The sequence below is a fragment of the Pedobacter sp. D749 genome (genome assembly GCF_019317285.1).
Classification (GTDB): Bacteria; Bacteroidota; Bacteroidia; order Sphingobacteriales; family Sphingobacteriaceae; genus Pedobacter.
Genome location: NZ_CP079218.1, coordinates 5,721,750 through 5,736,318 on the forward strand (window position 1 = coordinate 5,721,750; position 14,569 = coordinate 5,736,318).

At 39.1% G+C, this 14,569-nt stretch carries 13 protein-coding genes; 3 read left to right on the top strand and 10 right to left on the bottom strand.

What is annotated here, in order from left to right; all coding sequences use genetic code 11:
- Positions 1–164: 164 nt before the first annotated feature.
- The 3 genes from KYH19_RS23535 to KYH19_RS23545 all read left to right on the top strand — a co-directional run bounded on the left by KYH19_RS23535 (position 165) and on the right by KYH19_RS23545 (position 3,385).
- Positions 165–1,175 (top strand): bifunctional oligoribonuclease/PAP phosphatase NrnA, encoded by a 1,011-nt coding sequence (locus KYH19_RS23535; protein ID WP_219076994.1) that lies wholly within the window; start codon positions 165–167, stop codon positions 1,173–1,175.
- 48 nt (positions 1,176–1,223) lie between these two features.
- The gene (locus KYH19_RS23540) at positions 1,224–2,219 is read left to right on the top strand and encodes an FKBP-type peptidyl-prolyl cis-trans isomerase (RefSeq protein ID WP_132398343.1); all 996 of its coding nucleotides are present in this window, start codon (positions 1,224–1,226) and stop codon (positions 2,217–2,219) included.
- Positions 2,220–2,416: 197 nt separating this feature from the next.
- Positions 2,417–3,385, top strand: coding sequence for an FKBP-type peptidyl-prolyl cis-trans isomerase (locus tag KYH19_RS23545; RefSeq protein ID WP_219076995.1), 969 nt, complete (start codon positions 2,417–2,419; stop codon positions 3,383–3,385).
- Between the two features lie 294 nt (positions 3,386–3,679).
- On the opposite strand, the gene KYH19_RS23550 is transcribed toward KYH19_RS23545, so the two are convergent.
- The 10 genes from KYH19_RS23550 to eat all read right to left on the bottom strand — a co-directional run bounded on the left by KYH19_RS23550 (position 3,680) and on the right by eat (position 14,527).
- The gene (locus tag KYH19_RS23550; RefSeq protein ID WP_219076996.1) at positions 3,680–4,150 is read right to left on the bottom strand and encodes a CYTH domain-containing protein; all 471 of its coding nucleotides are present in this window, start codon (positions 4,148–4,150) and stop codon (positions 3,680–3,682) included.
- Between the two features lie 48 nt (positions 4,151–4,198).
- Positions 4,199–6,148, bottom strand: a complete 1,950-nt coding sequence (locus tag KYH19_RS23555; RefSeq protein ID WP_219076997.1) for a beta-N-acetylhexosaminidase — start codon at positions 6,146–6,148, stop codon at positions 4,199–4,201.
- Between the two features lie 362 nt (positions 6,149–6,510).
- Complete coding sequence (locus tag KYH19_RS23560) at positions 6,511–6,900, bottom strand: STAS/SEC14 domain-containing protein (RefSeq protein ID WP_132398351.1); 390 nt, start codon at positions 6,898–6,900, stop codon at positions 6,511–6,513.
- A gap of 3 nt (positions 6,901–6,903) precedes the next feature.
- Positions 6,904–8,268, bottom strand: a complete 1,365-nt coding sequence (locus KYH19_RS23565; protein ID WP_219076998.1) for an aldehyde dehydrogenase family protein — start codon at positions 8,266–8,268, stop codon at positions 6,904–6,906.
- Positions 8,269–8,295: 27 nt separating this feature from the next.
- Positions 8,296–9,015: a gamma-glutamyl-gamma-aminobutyrate hydrolase family protein gene (locus KYH19_RS23570; protein WP_132398355.1), complete on the bottom strand. Its 720-nt coding sequence runs from the start codon at positions 9,013–9,015 to the stop codon at positions 8,296–8,298.
- 120 nt (positions 9,016–9,135) lie between these two features.
- Entirely contained in the window at positions 9,136–10,284 is a 1,149-nt protein-coding gene (locus tag KYH19_RS23575) for an iron-containing alcohol dehydrogenase (protein WP_219076999.1), read from the bottom strand.
- A 243-nt stretch (positions 10,285–10,527) separates the two neighbouring features.
- The gene (locus KYH19_RS23580) at positions 10,528–11,445 is read right to left on the bottom strand and encodes an IS3 family transposase (protein ID WP_132404431.1); all 918 of its coding nucleotides are present in this window, start codon (positions 11,443–11,445) and stop codon (positions 10,528–10,530) included.
- Positions 11,388–11,678 (bottom strand): transposase, encoded by a 291-nt coding sequence (locus tag KYH19_RS23585; RefSeq protein ID WP_132404428.1) that lies wholly within the window; start codon positions 11,676–11,678, stop codon positions 11,388–11,390. The genes KYH19_RS23580 and KYH19_RS23585 overlap by 58 nt, the downstream gene beginning before the upstream one ends.
- 174 nt (positions 11,679–11,852) lie before the next feature.
- A complete protein-coding gene (locus tag KYH19_RS23590) occupies positions 11,853–13,214 on the bottom strand; it encodes a glutamine synthetase family protein (RefSeq protein WP_132398359.1) in 1,362 nt (453 codons plus the stop codon).
- On the bottom strand, positions 13,214–14,527 hold the full coding sequence (eat, locus tag KYH19_RS23595) for an ethanolamine permease (RefSeq protein WP_132398361.1): 1,314 nt from the start codon (positions 14,525–14,527) through the stop codon (positions 13,214–13,216). Before eat ends, KYH19_RS23590 begins: the two co-directional genes overlap by 1 nt.
- Between the last annotated feature and the right edge of the window lie 42 nt (positions 14,528–14,569).

Genomic DNA, 14,569 nt, shown 5'->3' on the forward strand with positions numbered 1-14,569 from the left:
TGGATGATGATAAGGATCAAAATAGTAATTAACCTTGTTCTGATTACTAATTTAGCTGATGTTACCAGGTTTATATTTCAATCTATCATCCTGCTCATTCTAAAATCTTTAAATCCTAATCAATCCTAATCTAAATTTACTTAGCTTTGCAGCGCAAAAAATATATGCTTACATTAACTGAATTAAAAACATTATTGGCTACGCCACAACGAATTGTGATCACTACGCATCACAAACCCGATGGCGATGCAATGGGATCATCTCTGGGTTTATATGGATATTTAATTCAAAAAGGCCACCATGTTAAGGTAATCACCCCAACCGATTACCCTACTTTTTTGCATTGGATGCCTAACAATAGCGACGTAATTATTTTTACAGAAGCGCAGGAAAAGGCAGCACAATTGGTTGATGAAGCCTCGCTCATATTTTGCCTTGATTTTAATACCCTAAGCCGCATAAATGAATTAGGCGAACTGGTTAGGGCTGCAGGTGCTAAAAAGATCATGATCGATCATCACCTCGAACCAGAAGATTTTGACGATTACCGCCATTGGGATATCAATGCCTGTGCTGCTGCGCAATTGGTTTACGATTTTATTGTAAATCAGTTACAGGATGGCGAGTCGATCAATAAAGATGTAGCTTCTTGCCTTTATACGGGGATAATGACCGATTCGGGATCTTTCCGTTTCTCATCAGCAACCTCGGAAGTATACCGTATTGCCGCAAATTTGATCGATTTAGGGGCCGACCAATCGAAAATCCACGAATTGGTATACGATAACTCGAGCGAAAACCGACTCCGCTTTTTAGGCTATTGCCTATCTAATAAACTGGAAGTTTTAAGAGACTATAATACAGCCATCATTTCGGTTACCAAAGAAGAATTGGCGCAGTACAACAGCATTACCGGCGATACAGAAGGAGTGGTAAATTATGCCCTTTCCATCAACGGTATCCGTTTAGCCGCGCTAATTATAGAACGTACCGATAAAGTGAAATTATCTGTCAGGTCTACAGGCGATTTTCCGGCTAACGAAATCTGTAAGAAATATTTTAATGGTGGTGGACACAGAAATGCGGCTGGCGGTGCATCAGAAAAACCTTTAGCTGATGTAGTAAACGAATTTAAATCGATATTAGCAGAATATAAAGAACAATTGATAGCTTAGGAAAAAGAAATAAAACAATAAAAATTTAAAAAAAAGTCAAATTAATAAATGAAAAAGGGAATTATTATTCTAGCAGCAGCCACTTTAGGTTTAGCAGCATGTAAACAAGAGAAAAAGGGAGCTGGTGGCTTACTATATACCATTCACCACTCGGCAGGTAACGAGAAAATCAAAGAAGGCGATATCGTTAAAATGAATTTTATTCAGAAAAACGATAAAGATTCAGTTTTATCAAGCACTTTCGACAGCGAAACGCCTGCAGTATTTCCTGCTCAGAAAAAAATGTATGCTGGTGATATGAACGATGTTTTAACATTGTTTGGAGAAGGCGATAGCGCTACTTTTAAGGTAAATTTAGATACTATGGCATTTCATAGTAAACAACCTAAACCAGAGCAGTTCAAAAATGATAAATACATCACTTTCACGGTAAAAATCGAGAAAGTATTCAAGAAAAAAGCTGGTGAAGCTGACTCTACTTTTAACAAAAGAGCTCAGGAGTTTTTCCAGGCTGATTATAAAGCTACTTCAGAAAAAAAGAAAGCCGCTGAACCTGCTAAGTTAAAAGCTTATTTAGATGATACTAAACTGGCAACTAAAACTACTGCAAGTGGTTTACACTACATTATCGAAAACGCAGGAAGTGCAGAAAAACCAGCTTTAGGCGATACCGTACTAATTGAGTATACTGGTAGAGTAACTAAAAAAGGTAAAGATGGTAAGTACAAAATCTTCGATACAAGTGATGAGAAACTAGCTAAAGCAGAAAACGAATTTAAGGCAGGTAAACCTTACGGTCCTCAGAAAATGCCTGTTGGCGGAACAATCCCAGGATTTACTGAAGCTTTACAGTTAATTGGAAAAGGTGGTAAAATTAAAGTAATTATTCCTTCTAACTTAGGTTACGGCGAGCAAGGTGCACCACAAGTTGGTATTATGCCTTTCAGCCCAATTGCTTTCGATTTAGAAATTAAAGATATTATCAAAGGAAAACCAGGTGCAGCAGCTCCAATGCAAATGCCTGCTCCGGTAGTTAAAAAATAATTTTTTTTAAAAAAATTTATAGTCCTGCTTATTCATTTAAGCAGGATTTTTTTTGCTCAGCTTTTTATCAACTCATCAAGAAATAAAACATTCCAAAGATTTATAAAAACTTATTATAACCTATCTTTGTAGTGATCTAATAAAACAGTATGCATTTTGAAATAGGATCTGCAGACTGTTTTTTAATAAATAAATAAATGAAAAAAGGAATAATTATTCTCTTGGCAGCAGCATTAGGACTAGCTGCCTGTAACAAATTCGAAAAGGGTGAAGGAGATATGACTTACAAGATCTATAAAAGTGAAGGTAAGCCAAAAATTCAGGATGGCGATTATGTAAAATTAAACGGAGTTCAAACGGTAGAAACCAATACCAATCCCGATTCGGTAATGGTAAATACCTACGACAATGAACGTCCTGCTTTCTTTGCCATTAGCAAATCGATGTTCAAAGGCGATTTAGCCTCTGGATTGAAATTACTTGGTGAAGGAGATAGCGCCGTTTTTAAATTGAACCTCGATTCGATGGAGAAATATTCAGGTCAGCCAAAACCAAAAGGACTAAAATCGAATATTGCGTCATTTACCATTAAAATTGAGAAGGTTTTACACAAAGGAAAAGATGCTGATTCTGTTTTTGAGGCAAAGAAAAGACTTTTTTTTGAGGCTGAATACAAAGCGCTAAACGAGAAAAATAAAACAGTAGAACCTGCTAAAATAGCTAAATACGTTGAAGAGAATAATCTGAAAGTAACTACTGCGCCATCCGGACTACAGTATGTAATTTTTGCACCCGGCAATTCAGAAAGAGCAACTTTAACGGATACGGTATTAATGGACTATACGGGTCAGTTTACCAATAAAAAATCAAACGGAAAATTAAATGTTTTTGATACTTCGGATGCTAAAATTGCAAAAGAGGCTGGAATTTTTTCTGAAAGTGTACAATATGTGCCGCGTAGTTTGCCTTTAGGGCAATTACCACAAGGTGTTATCCAGGGAATTCAGCTGATCGGTGTTGGCGGTAAGATTAAAATGATTTTGCCATCAAAACTAGGTTTCGGAGAAAACGGAGGTGGACCAATTAATCCGTTTACGCCATTGGTTTTTGATGTAGAGCTGAAAGGTATTATTAAACCAGGTGCAGGTTTGCCATTGGCTAAATAAAGTTGATCATATCTTATAGGTTTTCGAAATCATTAGACCTCGCAGGTTTTTAAACGGCATCGCCCTCAATAAGGCCGCTAAAAAATAATATAAACTACAAGCTAAACCTGCGAGGTTTGCAAAAGAACTGATTACTGAAAATTGTAAACTGATAACTGATTTGGGCGTTACCCAAGCTACGCAAGGGGCGGGCTTTTCAGGGCTACGCTTCGCTCCGGTACCAATGAAGGATTGGTACTGAACCCTTACCATCCCTAACGCAAACCTAACTTTTATAAAACTGAGTTCGAAAACTTAAACCCAATCTTTAAAAGGTTTAACCGTGAGGTTAGAATTGTAATATTTTGCCTCTTCGGTAACTTCAGTGCTTGCCCAATCCGGTAGATCGAAAGTTTCTTCTTCACTTTCCAGTTCAATTTCGGCAACAATAAGGCCTTCATTGTCACCAGAAAATACATCCACTTCCCAAAGCTTACCGTTAAATTTAATTTCATAACGTGTCTTAGAAAGTTCAGAAACAGCAAAATTGTCTAATAATTCTGTTGCTTCAGTTACCGGAATTTCATATTCATATTCTAACCGTGTCGCGCCAATGGTTTGGCCTTTTATGGTTAAAAAACCTTTAGTTTCTGTTGCCCTTACCCGTATCGTTTTAGCTTTATCGGCAAGTAAATAACCCTGTCTAAAAAGTTTTCCTTCCGGTTTATTCAGGTTATCCCACTTTTGCTGATCGATTAAAAATTTGCGTTCTATTTCTTTTCCCATTGTAGATGTTCGTCTTTCCCGCGAAGCAGGAATCTTAATGCTGATTGGTTAACGTGCTCTTTTCTGTAAATCTGCAACGGGCATACTAATCAATCTTCCGATAGGCTGTTTACCGCGATAGGTAATTACGCGCAACATACTGGCATCTTTTGGTACCTGTAATGCTGCTGTATATTTGGGGTAAAAACGGTCTGGAGTAGAGTTGTCAAAGCTATAGTAGATGTCCAAACCATCTATTTCTGGAGTTAATTCGATCATTAACTGTTTATCTGCACTGCGTTTTACCGTAAAAATCGGATCGTAAATAGCAGGAGAGTATTTAATCTCAGCAAAATCTAAACGTTTGAAATGCTGTTGCGTACGATCAACAAAGTTTGTCCAGTTTTTCTTTTCAATCGGGCTCCATATTGATTCTGCAATAGCAAAAGCACGTGGATAAACCATGTATTCAACCTGGCGGAAAGTGAAAATCTGTTCCGTCCAGAGGTTGGCCTGTGCACCAATCACATACTGTGCATTTACGCCTGCCGGAACAGGGTTAAATTGGTAAGCTTTATTTAATCTTAACGATGCATACACCTTTGGCTCAGTAATGGCATCAGCCTGCATGTAATCTAAATAAGCGAAATCGGTCGGGCTCATCACTACATTGTGTTTTTCGTTAGCGGCCTGGATGCCATATTTCATTCCCCTCCAGCTCATCACTGCCGCTGTTGGTGATACGCCTCCTTCAAGAATTTCATCCCAGCCCATAAATTTTTTACCTTTCGAAATCACGATCTGTTCTACACGTTTTTCAAAATAGGCCTGAACTTGCGGAATGGTTTTTAAGCCTTCGCGAAGCATTAAAGCTTTAACCTGATCATTCTTTTCCCAAAAATTATGAGGGGCTTCATCGCCACCCATGTGAATGTAATCGAAGGGGAAAAGTTTAGCTACCTGTGTAAGTACCGAATCTAAAAATACATACACTTTCTCGTTTGCCGGACAAAGCGTATTATCAACCAAAGCTGTTGGCGGTGCACCACGGCTCCAATCCATAATTTTTTCACCCGAGCGCACTTTATAATTGACCGCATCTGGCGTACATGATAATTCGGGATAAGAAGCGATAATGGCCAAGCTATGCCCTGGAACGTCAATTTCTGGTAATATATTTACAAAGCGTTCCTGTGCATACTGAACGAGTTCTTTAATATCTTCCTGTGTGTAAAAGCCGCCATAAGTGCGGGGTTCATCTGGAGTTGGTGGGGTGAAATCGCCGAATGTACCGGTTTTTTTAACACTCCAGGCACCAACTTCAGTTAATTTGGGCAAACCTTTAATTTCGATTCTCCAGCCTTCATCGTCTGCTAAATGCAAATGCAGTAAGTTAAATTTATAACGAACCATGTCGTCTATAAACTGTTTTACTTCCTGTTTAGTGAAAAAGTGACGGGCCACATCGAACATTAAACCTCTCCAGCCCAATTTTGGATAATCTACCACATCAACACAAGGAGCTTTCCATTTAACATCTTTCACCAGTTCTTTGCTTTCTATTTCGGCAGGGAAAAGCTGAAGCAAGGATTGAACACCATAAAAAATCCCAGCTGGCTGGTTTGCTGTGATGACAACCTGGGTAGGGTTAACATTTAGTTTATAACCTTCTTTACCGAGTTGAGCATCCTCTTGCGTATTTAAAATCAGTTTGATCGTAGGATGGGTCGAATTGCTTACGGTGCTTACAAATTTACCTGTGGCTGTGGTTATCCGGTCAGAAAGATAAGTAATTGGTTGTTTTAACTCTGCGCTTTTAACCGCTTGTATAATTACATTTTCAGGCAAAGTAAAGGTACCTGCCTTTTTCATTAAAGATACAGGCTCAGGTATAATGGCAATTGGTGTTTTTGCAACTTCGCTTTCGGCCTCACCGATTTCAGTTTCTGTAACGATAGATTGGGCGAAAGTATTGGCTGCAAAAAAACAGCAGGAGATGATCAGGACTAATTTTTTCATTAAAATAATTAAAGCGGATTAACCGGATAAGTATAATCCGCAATTTATTAAAAAAGATTTTAATCGGAGGTATTTGTGCGAAAGGAAATGTACAAGAAGTAAGGCGCGGAGCGTATGGCGGTTGGCGGTGAGATAAAATTGTGACGGGATTTATGCCATTATTTGTCAGTCTGAGCGTAGTCGAAGACTAATTGCAAATCTTTCTACTCCAGATACTTCATTATATTATCAATGACGGATTTTAAAAAGATCGGTCGTCATTGCGAGGCACGAAGCAATCTTACAACCATCGCTACCAGCGTGTGCTTTAAGATTGCTTCGTCGGCTGAAAAAGCCTTCTCGCAATGACGACTTCTCGTAAATTACAAAAACTGCGTTAGCCATGCTCTGGCTTTCTGATCATCCGTAAATGATTTTATTGGGATAGGCGGGTTTTGAAACTTAAACATGATCTTCATAATCAATTGTGATAAACCAGGTTTCGAAACCATTGCCATAGCAGTATAAATTTGAGGTAACTGCTCTGTTGAAAATTTTCGTGTTTCTTTGTCCGGAACAGGAGGATTTTTCAAATAAATTAACAGTGGAACTTTCTTATTCCCCGTAATTTTCTTCACCAGCGCAACATTGGCCGAAATATTTTCTACAGTACGTAAAATGCTTTTGTTGTACGAAATCAGTATTCCGGTATCTGTTAATAAATAATCGGGAATCTCGCCTTCGATAAGGTTGTTATCTCTATCATTACCCATATTTTATCCCCTTAAATGATAACCTTTTGGTTTGGTAAAAGCCCTTAATCCCTGGTGGGATAAAGTAGCACCGATACCTGAATACTTTCTTCCGCTCCAGGGCAAGGCTGCACTCACCCGATCGCAGCAATTCCAATAACCCGAACCTGCATCAATCTGAGACAGTATTTTTTCAGCCCTTTCCTGATTGGCTGTATAAACCGATGCCGTTAAGCCATAATCGGTATCTTTCATCATTTTAACGGCTTCAATATCGTCTTTTACCTTCATAATGCCGATAATCGGGCCGAAACTTTCTTCCTGCATCACCAGCATATCATTGGTAACGTCCGTTAAAACTGTTGGCTCAAAATAATAACCTTTTCCTACAAGCGCTTTGCCTCCGGTTAACAATTTAGCACCTTTATTTAAAGCATCTTCCACCTGTTTTTTCAAGACCGCTATTTGTTCTTTCCTCGTTAAAGGGCCAATATAAGTGCCGTCGGCTGTGGGTGAACCACTTTTCCAGCTTTTAACTTCGGCAACAAAGGCATTTAAATAATCGTCGTAATTTTTCTCATGGACATAAATGCGCTCAACGGAACAACAACTTTGGCCATTATTGTAAAAAGCGCCATCAGCTGTACCAACCGCTGCAACGACTACATCGGCCACGTCATCAGCAATATATAAAGGATCTTTTCCACCTAACTCCAACTGACAGGGAACCATTTTTGAAGCTGCTTTTTCGTAGATGAATTTTCCTGTTTTATAGGATCCTGTAAAAAAATAACCATCGAAGTTCATTTCTAATAGAGCTGCGCCTGTTTCTTTAGCACCAATGGCGATTTGGAAAACATCATCAGGTACACCTGCTTTTTTTAACAGTTTTTCGATCTTTAGTCCGGTTAAAGTAGCATATTCTGATGGTTTGTACATCACTGCATTACCACTTAAAAGTGCCGGAATAAAAACATTTACACCAACCAGGTAAGGATAATTCCATGCCGAAATGTTGCAGACCACACCTAAAGGTTCGTATTTAATAACCTCTTTCAAACCCGGTTCCTCAACCATCACCTCATCAGCCAGATATTTTTCGGCATTAGCCAGCATCCATTTAATGCGTGCCCTTGCGCCGTTAATTTCATTACGCGATTGTTGTAAAGGTTTGCCTACTTCGCTGGTTAATACCGCCGCCAGTCTTTCTATTTCAGCTTCCAGTAAATCACTGAACTTAGCGATCACTAAAATTCTTTCCTGAAGAGTTTTATTTGCCCATAGCGGCTGCGCTTCTTTTAAAGCATCAAATTTTAGCTGAAGTGTAGATGAATTATCCTCCTCCAAACTGGTAATGATTTCTTCTGTTGCGGGGTTGATGATCTGCATTTTAAAATGATTTGTAGATTAAAACGATTACACAGATTGATGTTTTATTTGTGAATTGACTGCATGAATAAATGCCTCGTGTATATTTTTGCTAAATGGACTGTGCTGATCTTTCAAACGCTCGGGATGCCATTGCACAAATAACAAAAATGATTTTCCTTCCGGTTCCAATCGTTCCATGGCTTCGGTAACCCCATCAGGAGAAATTGCGCTCACCACCAATCCTTTTCCGGTTTTATCGGTACTTTGATGATGGTTGCTGTTTACCAATCCTTTATCCGTATTTACAATCTGGTTGAGCCATGAGGATGAATTCACCAAAATTTCATGGTAGCGGTCTGATTTATCGTGTATTTTAGAATGATCGAATTTTCCCCAGGTTGCGATGTCGGGAATTAAAGTGCCACCAAAAAATACATTTCCTACCTGCATGCCGCGGCATATACCTAAAACCGGGATTGAATGAGCTTCGGTATAGGTTAAAACTTTAAATTCAAACTCATCTCGTTTTTCATCGATATCATCCTCATAGCAATAAGAATAATATTCGGGCTGGTTATAAAATCTCGGATGCACGTCCTCTCCTCCTGTTAAAACAATGCCATCACATTTTTTAATCTCGTCGAAATTGTTAAGCTTGTATCCGAGCTGGATTACCTCTACATTTTGGTTGTAGGATAAGACCCAATCCCGGTAAATGGCGTATTTACTGCAATCGGTAACGCCAATAATTATTTTATCAGACATAGTCCATTATGTTTTGCCACAGATTTTTACAGATGAACACAGATTTGGATTGTGACCTTTTATTTAAGTAATACCACCTTTATCTGTGCTCATCCTCTTTATCTGTGTTTAATGATTACTTTAAAGAGCACTTAAGTACAATTGTTTAAAATCTTCTCTGCTTACTGGTTTAGGATTGTTTGGATGTGCGAAATCTGCAAATGCTAAATCGGCAAGTGTTTCTATGTGTTCATTTTTAACGCCAATATCACTCAATTTATGCGGAATATTGACTTTCTTGTTCAAATCGAACAGATATTTTACAACGGCTTCGCCATTTTCCTCTTTAAGCTCGAGTGTTCGGGCAATTTTTTTAAACCGGTCTTCAAAACCCGCAATGTTGAATTGCATACCATAAGGAATATTCACTGCATTTGCGAGGCCGTGGTGGGTATCTAAAAGGGAAGAAAGCGGATGCGCCAACGAGTGGACTACGCCTAAACCTTTTTGAAAGGCAATGGCGCCCATCATCGAGGCCATTAACATTTTGCTCCTGCTTTCTAAATCGGGCTTATTGGTGGCGCGTTCCAACGAATCTTTGATCAACGAAATACCTTCTAAGGCAATTCCATCGCACATTGGGTGGAAATTTTTGGCCAGATAAGCTTCCATATTGTGTGTTAGGGCATCCATACCTGTTGCTGCCGTTATGAAAGATGGTAAATCCATGGTTAACTCCGGATCTGCGAAAACGATCTGCGCCATTAATTTTGGCGAGAACAAGATTTTTTTCAGATGGGTTTCATCATCGGCGATTATGGCACTGCGGCCCACCTCACTTCCCGTACCTGATGTGGTTGGGATGGTAATAAAATGGGGAACATCGTTGGTTACGTAAATATCACCACCGATTAAATCATCATATTTAAATAAATCTTCGCGATGGTTAACACGCAGTACAATGGCACGAGCAACATCCAAAGCTGCACCTCCTCCAATACCAATAATGCTATCGCGATGGGTAGCATCCCAGGCATCGGTGCCTTTGTAAACATCGCTTTTTATCGGGTTTTTGTGTATGTCGCTAAAAACCTCGACAGAAATGCCTTTTGACTTTAAATCTTTTACAATGCTTTTAAAAAACGGAAGCTGGGCAATGGTTGAATCAGTAACAATCAATGGCGCTTTTAATTGGTTTTTGCTTAAATAAGCCGGTAATTCTTTTACGGCACCTGCACCAAAACGGATGGTTGTGGGGAAATTAAACTGATGGATTTTATCAAATATCATGATATTCTATTTTACTATTTTAGGTATTTAAGGCCTCTTCTTTGTAATTTATTTTCAAAATATTAGGCACCTAAATCTATGTCATTTCATTAATAAACTTAACAGTCTACAATTGCTAAGATGTTCTAAGGTGACTTAGGTGGTGAACATTTTAGCTTGTTGGAATTGCAATAGTCTACTGGAGATTTTTTTTTGTCATATTATTTTTATTGAGAAGCATTACTTTAGATATTTTTCTTTCTTTTAAGCTGCGATTTTAGGATTTATTGAGCTGTTTGCAAACTCTAATGGCGATAAGTACCCTAAGTATGAATGTCTTCTTTTTCTATTATACCAGACCTCTATATATTCAAAAATGGCTAAACTAGCCTTCGCTCTTGTTTTATATATCTGCTGGTATATCATTTCTGTTTTTATAGTTTTAAAGAAACTCTCTGCAACTGCGTTATCCCAACAGTTTCCTTTTCTGCTCATGCTTTGCTTTATCCCTAAGCATTCTAATTTTTTTCTGAACTCGGAACATGCATATTGTATACCTCTGTCTGAGTGAAAAATTAACTGTTGGGTAATAGGTCTATTCTTTATAGCCATTTCTAATGCCTTTATCGTGGTGTTCTCAGCTTCCATATTTTCACTTAATGACCAGCCTACAACTTTTCTATCCGCCAGATCTATAACTGTTGTCAGATATAGCCAACCTTCCCCAGTTTGTATATAAGTGAGGTCTGAAACCCATTTCTCTCTAATATTGGCGGCATAAAAATCTCTATTAAGGAAATTTTCTGCTAAGGAGTAAGTGTGCTGTGAATCTGTTGTCTGTACCCATTTCTTACGGATGGTACTCTTTATACCCAATCTGCGCATCAGCCTGGCAACTCTGGGCCGAGAGATAAAGATCCCTCTGGAACATAATTCGGCAGTAATACGCGGACTCCCGTAACACCCTTTACTCTCTGCGTAAATCTTGCTTATCTCTATCATAAGATAATTATCATCGGTAAGCCGCTTACCCTGGGGGTTTTTTAACCAGTAATAAAAACTACTGTTGTTTATTCCAAATACCCTACACATCCTTTCAACAGAAAATATCTTTCGGTAATCTTTTATAAATCCGAATATCTCCCGTCTCCCTTGGAAAAGATGCCTACCGCCTTTTTTAATATATCACGTTCTAGCTGGGCTTCTTTAAGCTCCTTTTGAAGTTTCCGAATCAATTGCTGCTCCTCGCTAAGGCTTGTAGTATCAGCTTTTGCAATTCCTTCGCGCTCTTTCCATTTACTTAAAAGGTTCGAACTTATACCCAATTCTATTGCAACATCCTTTATCGAACCCCGCGCATGGGCCAGATCCAAAGCCATTCTTTTAAAAGGCTCATCAAATATTCGTCTGCTCATATATTCAAATTTAAAGTTTAATGTTTAAATCTGACAAATAAAACCCTCCAGTCAAATGTAGCAACTCCATGTTTTATTTTTACCACCTTAGTCACCTGAGCCCACCTAAGGTTAGATGTTAAATATCCCCCTAAGGCATTAGTATTCCCAATCAAGTTGGGAATGACGACTCTACTAAATAATTTCTAAATACCTTTTCAACTCCCAATCGGTTACTACTTTGGCATATTGTTTACATTCCCATTCCCGTGTCATCGTAAAATGATCAACGAAATTTTCGCCCAATAATGTTTTGGCCAGATCAGAATTTTTCATCTTTTGTGTTGCCTCGAATAAATTACTGGATAATACACCGTTTGATAAATCGGCATATCCGTTTCCTTTGGTAGCAGGTTGTTCCAATTTAAGTTTGTTTTTAATACCGTACATTCCGGCGGCTAAACAAGCAGAAAGTGCCAAATATGGATTGGTATCAGATCCTACTATTCGTGTTTCTAAACGTGAAGCTTTTTTACTTCCCGGCAATGCGCGCAATGCCGTAGTGCGGTTGTCGATGCCCCAGGTCACGGTGGTTGGTGCCCATGCTCCCTCAACCAAACGCTTATAACTGTTTATGGTAGGGGCAATCATCGGTAATAGGTGTGGCAGGCAATGCAGCTGACCAGCGATATAACTTTTCATCATTTCGCTCATTTTATCCGGATCCTTTTCCTCATAAAATAGGTTGGTTTTGTTTTTACTGTTCCATAAGCTTTGATGCACATGTCCGCTACAACCAGGTAAGTTTTCGCTTATTTTAGCCATAAAAGTGGCAAGGATACCATGTTTATAGGCAATTTCTTTTACGGCTGTTTTAAATAAAATAGCCTGGTCAGCAGCTTGTAAAGCCGGAGCATATTTGATAGCTGCTTCGTAGACACCTGGTCCGGTTTCGGTATGCAAGCCTTCAATCGGGATGTCAAATTTATTAAGCAGTTCGAACAGGTCGCTCATAAATTCATTCCGGTAAGTGCTTCTTAAAATGGAATAGCCGAACATGCCCGGACTTAAAGGTTTTAAATTGGCAAACCCTTTCTCATATATGGTTTCTGGTGTTTCCGAAAAATTGAACCATTCAAATTCCTGTGCAAAAAGTGGTGAGAAGCCTTCATTTTCACATTCTGTGATCAGTTTTTTTAGCAGCTGTCTTGGGCAAACAAAATTTGGTTGATCCTGGTCATCAATAAAATCGCCTAAAAAGAATGGTACCTCATTTTCCCAAGGGATTTTTCGAAAGGTTTTTAGGTCGATTTTCACCTGGGCATCTGGATAACCTGTATGCCAACCCGTGTATTTTCCATTTTCGTAAGCTACATCACCAGCATCCCAGCCGAAAGTAACATCACAGAAACCCAGGCGACCTTCAACCAGTGAAGCAAACTTTTCGGCAGCGACATATTTCCCTCTTAAAATGCCGTCAATATCAGCAACAGCCAATTTAACTTTTCCTGATGGATGATGTTTTACATAATCAAGAATTTCTTTGCTCGTACTCATTAATCTGCCTTTTTAAAGATTTTATATAGAAGAAATATGCCTAAAATAATGCTTGAGTAAATTAAACCTAATTTAAGATTATAAATCAGCATTGCGATGAAAGAAACACAGGAAATAATTAATGCGACTATGGGAAATAGCGGGTAAACAGGCGTTTTAAAAGGTCTTGCCATTTCAGGACTGTTTTTTCGGAGTACCATTACTGAAACCATCGATATGATATATAAAGTTAAGGCACCAAATACAGAAATAATGATAATTTCGGCGGTTTTGCCAGATAAAAGTGCGATGATGCCAATGACCATATTACCGATCAGAGCATTTGCCGGTGTTTGAAATTTTGGTGAGATTTTTCCCAATATTGCGGGGATGCTTTTCACTCTTCCCATTTCGTAGGTAGACCTGCCAGCTGCTAAAACCAATCCATGGAAGGAGGCGACCAAGCCAAATAGGCCAACCGTAATGAGTAAGTGGTACATTAAATGATTATCGCCCGTAATCATCGAAAGGGCTAAAGGTAGAGGTGAATCGGAAGTCTCGCCCGATTTCCCGTTTTTATATACAATAGCTTCCCAACCACCGATTCCAATGGTGGAGATAAAAACCACTACGCATAATACAACCAAAGTAAATATACCCCAGCCAAAACCTTTGCTGATATCGCGCTGTGGGTTCTTGGTTTCCTCGGCTACATTGGCAACCCCCTCAATGCCCAGGAAAAACCAGATGGCAAAAGGGATAGCTGCGAAAACACCACTCCAGCCATTTGGAAAGTTGTTATGCACCAGGTTTTCAGCATGAAACTTGGGTAAGGTAATGCCTGAAAACAGCAACAGCTCGCCAACAGCCAAAATGGTGATAATGACTTCGAACGAAGCAGCAGCCTTTATACCATAAACATTTAAAGCCGTAAAAATGAAATACACCGCAATTGCACTGGTAAGAATGGGTACCTGCGGGAAAAATGCATTAAAATAAGCGCCTATGGCGAAGGCAATGGCAGGCGGCGCAAATATAAATTCGACCATTTGGGCAATACCCGCAATAAAACCAATGTTTTTGCCCAACGCTGTATTGGCGTAATCGAAAACACCTCCAGCTTTTGGTATGGCGCAGGCCAGTTCGGCATAACTGAAACTAAAGGTAATATACATCACCATGATGGCAACCGTAGCAATGGCCATGCCCAACGTACCCCCTTTTTCGAGACCTAAATTCCAGCCGAAATACATTCCCGAAATTACATAACCCACGCCAAGCCCCCAGAGCATAAAGGGGGTAAGCGTTTTCTTTAAGCCATCTTTTTGTTCCATGGATAGGATTATATAAGATTTAAATAGGTTTATAAAATTTGC

What these genes read in the sequence shown, in the direction of transcription:
- KYH19_RS23535 (WP_219076994.1), top strand. Translation starts at nt 165, where the DNA reads ATGCTTACATTAACTGAATTAAAAACATTATTGGCTACGCCACAACGA.
- KYH19_RS23540 (WP_132398343.1), top strand. Translation starts at nt 1,224, where the DNA reads ATGAAAAAGGGAATTATTATTCTAGCAGCAGCCACTTTAGGTTTAGCA.
- KYH19_RS23545 (WP_219076995.1), top strand. Translation starts at nt 2,417, where the DNA reads ATGAAAAAAGGAATAATTATTCTCTTGGCAGCAGCATTAGGACTAGCT.
- KYH19_RS23550 (WP_219076996.1), bottom strand. Translation starts at nt 4,150, where the DNA reads ATGGGAAAAGAAATAGAACGCAAATTTTTAATCGATCAGCAAAAGTGG.
- KYH19_RS23555 (WP_219076997.1), bottom strand. Translation starts at nt 6,148, where the DNA reads ATGAAAAAATTAGTCCTGATCATCTCCTGCTGTTTTTTTGCAGCCAAT.
- KYH19_RS23560 (WP_132398351.1), bottom strand. Translation starts at nt 6,900, where the DNA reads ATGGGTAATGATAGAGATAACAACCTTATCGAAGGCGAGATTCCCGAT.
- KYH19_RS23565 (WP_219076998.1), bottom strand. Translation starts at nt 8,268, where the DNA reads ATGCAGATCATCAACCCCGCAACAGAAGAAATCATTACCAGTTTGGAG.
- KYH19_RS23570 (WP_132398355.1), bottom strand. Translation starts at nt 9,015, where the DNA reads ATGTCTGATAAAATAATTATTGGCGTTACCGATTGCAGTAAATACGCC.
- KYH19_RS23575 (WP_219076999.1), bottom strand. Translation starts at nt 10,284, where the DNA reads ATGATATTTGATAAAATCCATCAGTTTAATTTCCCCACAACCATCCGT.
- KYH19_RS23585 (WP_132404428.1), bottom strand. Translation starts at nt 11,678, where the DNA reads ATGAGCAGACGAATATTTGATGAGCCTTTTAAAAGAATGGCTTTGGAT.
- KYH19_RS23590 (WP_132398359.1), bottom strand. Translation starts at nt 13,214, where the DNA reads ATGAGTACGAGCAAAGAAATTCTTGATTATGTAAAACATCATCCATCA.
- eat (WP_132398361.1), bottom strand. Translation starts at nt 14,527, where the DNA reads ATGGAACAAAAAGATGGCTTAAAGAAAACGCTTACCCCCTTTATGCTC.